This is a genomic window from Flavobacterium sp. (assembly GCF_044368995.1).
Taxonomy (GTDB): Bacteria; Bacteroidota; Bacteroidia; order Flavobacteriales; family Flavobacteriaceae; genus Flavobacterium.
The window spans coordinates 1-4,851 of the sequence record NZ_JBIPMS010000121.1; the positions used below are offsets into that span (position 1 = coordinate 1).

Below are 4,851 nucleotides of genomic sequence, written 5' to 3' on the forward strand. Positions count from 1 at the left end.
ACCTGTTAATCCTATTGGCCCCTGAGGACCAACTGCGCCATCAAGACCGTTTGTGCCGTTTGTGCCGGCTAAACCTTGAGGACCAACTGCGCCATTAAGTCCATTAAGTCCATTTGTGCCCGCTAAACCTTGAGGACCTGTTGCACCTGTAGGTCCAGCTACTCCCTGAATTCCTGGAATACCTTGTGACCCCGTAGCTCCTGTTAATCCTATTGGCCCTTGTGGACCAACTGCTCCGTCAAGACCATTTGTCCCTGCTATACCTTGTGGGCCTTGTAATCCCTGAGGACCAACTGCGCCATTAAGACCGTTTGTGCCGTTTGTACCAGCTAAACCTTGAGGACCTGTTGCACCTGTTAATCCTATTGGACCTTGAGGGCCTTGAGGACCAACTGCGCCATTTAGACCATTTGTTCCGTTTGTGCCAGCTAAACCTTGAGGTCCTGTTGCACCTGTAGGTCCAGCGACACCTTGAATTCCTTGTGGCCCAGCAGGACCTGGGGTTCCAGGGGTGCCTGCGGTCGCAGCAAACAAAGCAAAAGGAACCGCCGTAAAAGGTTGGTTGCTAATTTCTGTGTAGTCAGAACATATTCCAGTAATACTTAAATCTACTTTTAAACTCTTAGGATCGGCATTCCAAAGTATATTTGAAAATGTAGCAGCATAACCGCCTATTTGTACTCCAGCTCCAATAATTAAATTTACCATACCGAATTCATCCGTAGTGGTTTGTACCGTTTCAATATATTCAGATTGTGAATTCTGATTCAAAATGGAAAATTTTAAACAAATGTTTTTATTTGCCAATGGTACATTTGTATTGTTTACTCCCGGTAATTGATCGCCAGAAGGGTTTAATATTACAGCTTGATAAGTAATCCCATTAGTTTGAGAATAACCAATTAGGCCAATAAATAATAAAAGTATAGCTACTATTTTTTTCATAATGTGCGATTTAATTTAATGGAAAATGTAATCCTAAATGGATTTGATTATTTATAAAAGAAAGTTTTTCGGCAGAAGTATTAGAAACATTAAATGCTTTTGAAAATTCGTATCCTGCGCTAATTTCAATGTTTTGGTTGATGACATATTGAAAATCAACACCAATGTTTGGCTGAAGTGTTATACCTTTAAACTCTTCTTGTTTAGAAATGTTGTACACCACATTGTTGATGTACTGTTCGCCTTTAATTATTGTTGATATAGCACATCCTAATTTTGTTTTAACTTTAAAAGAATTTGAGTTTTGAAACAACGTATAATTAAGTGCGTTTTGAATGCCTAAATAATTAGTTTTCCAAGAATAGTTATCCGTGCTTGTGCCGCCAACAGCATTAAACTGATTGTATACTAAACTAACTGCATAACTTAGTTTATCAGTTGCAGCTAATTTATTCAACTTGAAAGCCATGCCTATTTCATAAAAAGAACCTTCGCCGCTTCTTAAATTAGGATTTGACATTCCAAGTGAATTTTTATAATCATATTTTGTAAAATTTTTTCCGTTTGAAATTAACAGTTCTTGAGACTGTAAGTAACATCCGGATAATAACAGGCAAAAAAGTAAATATTTTTTAATCATCATGTTTTAATTTTTAATTATTTTAGTGTGATAGGTGAATATATTATTAGAAAGTTGTACAAAATATTCTGCACTTTGTAACACTTGAAGATTAACGCTGGTTTTGTTATCGAATATTTGAAGTGTATTTGAATATACTTGACGCCCCAAAACATCATAGACCAATAAAGAAACATTTTCTCCAATAGATTGAGAAAACTGAAAGTTGATGACGTCAATATAGGGATTTGGATAAGTTGTGGTGTTTACCAGCAATACGTTATTTGTAGCTATAATTTTATCCCAATTGCTTTGTTGAAAGCCTTGTTGTACTATTACATTACCTGTTTTGGTACCTGTAACAGATTGTTGGCCAACAGAATATTTAACTGTTGTGCCAGATGGTGTAGTGGCATTACCCCCTTGTGTGCTTATCATTTGATGATGTAAAGTTTGACCAAATGAGCACGAAGAGAAAAAACCAATTGCTAGTAAAATTTTGATTCGCATATGTTTTTTTTTCAAAAATAATTTTTAATATTTACCATATTAAAAAGTTGAAAAAATTTGTAAAAAACAATAAAAGATTTTCAGTTTTTAGTAAACTATTTTTTAAAACTTATTACACACACACAAAAAAATTGAATAATTATTAATAAATTTGATATCCCAAACACAACACATTTAAAATAAATTTGAACTTAAAAATATTCTTTAAGTTATAATACCAATAATTATGCTTGTTTATTTTTTTTATCTTTCTATTGGTGCGCTTGGGTTAATTACAACTTCAATAATTTTTATCCAATATAAATCAAATCGTAATATTAATTTATATTTGATTTTATTATTTAGTATTATTTCTATACGATTTATATTAGAAACTGTTTTTTATTTTTATAAAAACTTAATTCCTAATTTTCCATACTTCCCTTTTTACAGTGTCATAATTCCATTATTTCATCTGTATATTAAAAATATTATTGCAAATACAAAACAACATAAATTGAGAGAATTATGGCATTTTATATTTCCAGTAATTTTAAGCTTTGTCAATTTATTAAATAACCATTATTTGTTTTTAGGAGAATATTCTGTTGTAATTTTAAATTTAATATTTGTAAGTTATGCCGTTATTTATCTTGTAGCTGGTTTTATATTATTAAAAAAGAATGTATGGAATAAAAATTCAAAAATTCAAATTATTGATGTTCAAAATAATTTACTTCGCAAATGGACATTATTCCTTTTTATATTATATGTAGCAATAAGCATGAGATTATTTATGACTTTGTTTTTCGACTTGATACAAAGTAGGTTCAGTGCAGGAAAAAATCAATTATGGGTTTCTGGAATTTTATGGAGTATTATTTTTATTAAAATTTTAATAACTCCAGAAATATTGTTTGGCTATAATGCTTTATATAAGAAAATTAGTGAACAAAAAAAATCTATATTTTTATTAAGTGAAATTTGGCTTTTTAGCGTAAATAAAAAAATAAAAAACCGACAACACGGCTTGTTAAAAGATAAAATATACCCTGAATTAATAAAATATTTAAAAGATATAGAGTATTTAGCGCTCATAGAAAAGGGTTTTAGAAACCCCAAAAAATCCGCAACTGAAATAGCAAAAAAATTAGAAATCCCTAAAAGTCATTTGAATTTTATTTTTAAATACCATTCAAAGGTCAGCTTTACTGAATTTAAAAAAATTATAAAAACTTATGATGCTATACAATTAATTGAGTCTGGATATTTAAAGACAAACACGCTAGAAGCATTAGCAATAAAAGTTGGGTTTTCTTCCTACAATCCGTTTTTTACTTCATTTAAAGAGATTACTGGATCTACCCCGCAATCTTATAACAAACAACAACTGCAAGTAAAACCAAATTTGGATAGAAAATTGGTTTATAGGTAGTTAATGGAATTTGATAGTAATTTTATTGTTGAATTATAATTTTCATAGTTTCAATCCAGACATTTGAACTATCATAAATATTTATAAAATATAAACCTTCCCGCTTTCACTTCGTTTCTTTGGGACAAACTACTCGCCCAAGAATGTCCACAAAAAAACCCGACACTTTCGTATCGGGTTTTGTTTTGCTCACCTTTTTGACAAAAGATGCAACTATAATTCGATGATTGAGTATGTGACTATTAGAAAATTAAAAGGTTGAATTTAATGTTAAATTATTGAATTTTATAAGAAAAAGCACAACTACTATTTTCAACTTGCGATTTCTTTTTCAATTTGTTGTAGCAAAAAATTTTGTCCAAATGTGAGTTTCTTGGCTAATGCACTATTAGGTTCAATCACTCTCCAAAAAGGTGTGATTTCCTCTAAACGTTTTCCTTGTTGCAACTTTTCATAATTTGCTTCAGCTACAATTCGCAAAAATATTCCTGTAGTTACAGGACAAGTGTAATCAGCATTATGCTCTATGGCAAGGTCATTTCTTAATGTTTTTAAGTCTATGCGCTTCCCAAATCCTATTTCTTGAATATACTCATCTATGAGTTTTGGAGAAGCAATAAACATATTACTGCCTGATGGAATATCAGCAAAATCAATATCAATTCGTTTTATTTTTGGCTCTTTATTTTCATTCAATTTATCTAGCCAACTCTTTTTGATTGCCATATTATTTAATTGTTTTTCAAAACTAAAAAAAACTAAAAAAAGATGCAACTACTCTAACTAATTAACGGACAAAGAAAAAGCCATCATTTCTGATGACTTGTCCAGTGTGGCTCCACCTATTGGAGAAAGTCACAATTTTGATGCGATGATTGCTTATTAAACCATAAGAAAATATCGGTTTGAAATATTATTTATTTACATAATAGATTTAATTATATCTTTAAATAAAAAAAATAGAAAAACTAAAATTCCAATTGTAACTTCACTTTTATATTTTTTAAGAAAATTTGTAATCATAATTTTTAAGATTTTTATTTACTATGTAAAAATAAAAAAAATTCAAATAAATTTAATAAAAAGCTGAAGAATTACTTTAAACAAAAAAAGTCCAACATTTCTGTTGGACTTTTGCTCCCCCTCTTGGAGAAAGTTACAATTTTAATGCGATGATAATTTACTTAACTATTAGAAAAACAAAGAGTTAAAACTATAGAAAATACCAGTCTTGAATTTTTTTGTATTTTTGCAAAAAAATGAATGCCTTATTTATTAAATGATAAGTTATGAAAAACAAGCTAATTTTTTCTTTTCTTTTTATTACATTATTGTCTTGTAACAAAGAAGATAATTCAATAAC

4 protein-coding genes and 1 pseudogene are annotated in these 4,851 nt (G+C 29.7%); 1 reads left to right on the forward strand and 4 read right to left on the reverse strand.

Features of this window, described 5'->3' with window-relative positions; genetic code table 11:
* From ACIQ2I_RS07875 to ACIQ2I_RS07885, 3 genes and pseudogenes are all read right to left on the reverse strand, one after another.
* Positions 1-945 (reverse strand): annotated as a pseudogene (locus ACIQ2I_RS07875) (hypothetical protein); the annotation flags it as partial.
* A gap of 10 nt (positions 946-955) precedes the next feature.
* Positions 956-1,465, reverse strand: a complete 510-nt coding sequence (locus tag ACIQ2I_RS07880; RefSeq protein ID WP_396181874.1) for a hypothetical protein — start codon at positions 1,463-1,465, stop codon at positions 956-958.
* A gap of 126 nt (positions 1,466-1,591) precedes the next feature.
* Entirely contained in the window at positions 1,592-2,074 is a 483-nt protein-coding gene (locus ACIQ2I_RS07885) for a T9SS type A sorting domain-containing protein (protein ID WP_396181875.1), read from the reverse strand.
* Between the two features lie 496 nt (positions 2,075-2,570).
* Here ACIQ2I_RS07885 and ACIQ2I_RS07890 point away from each other — a divergent pair, with 496 nt between their 5' ends.
* On the forward strand, positions 2,571-3,488 hold the full coding sequence (locus tag ACIQ2I_RS07890) for a helix-turn-helix domain-containing protein (RefSeq protein ID WP_396181876.1): 918 nt from the start codon (positions 2,571-2,573) through the stop codon (positions 3,486-3,488).
* 312 nt (positions 3,489-3,800) lie between these two features.
* On the opposite strand, the gene ACIQ2I_RS07895 is transcribed toward ACIQ2I_RS07890, so the two are convergent.
* Positions 3,801-4,214 carry a hypothetical protein gene (locus tag ACIQ2I_RS07895; protein WP_396181877.1) on the reverse strand — a complete coding sequence of 138 codons (414 nt, stop codon included), beginning with the start codon at positions 4,212-4,214 and terminating at the stop codon, positions 3,801-3,803.
* Positions 4,215-4,851: the final 637 nt, after the last annotated feature.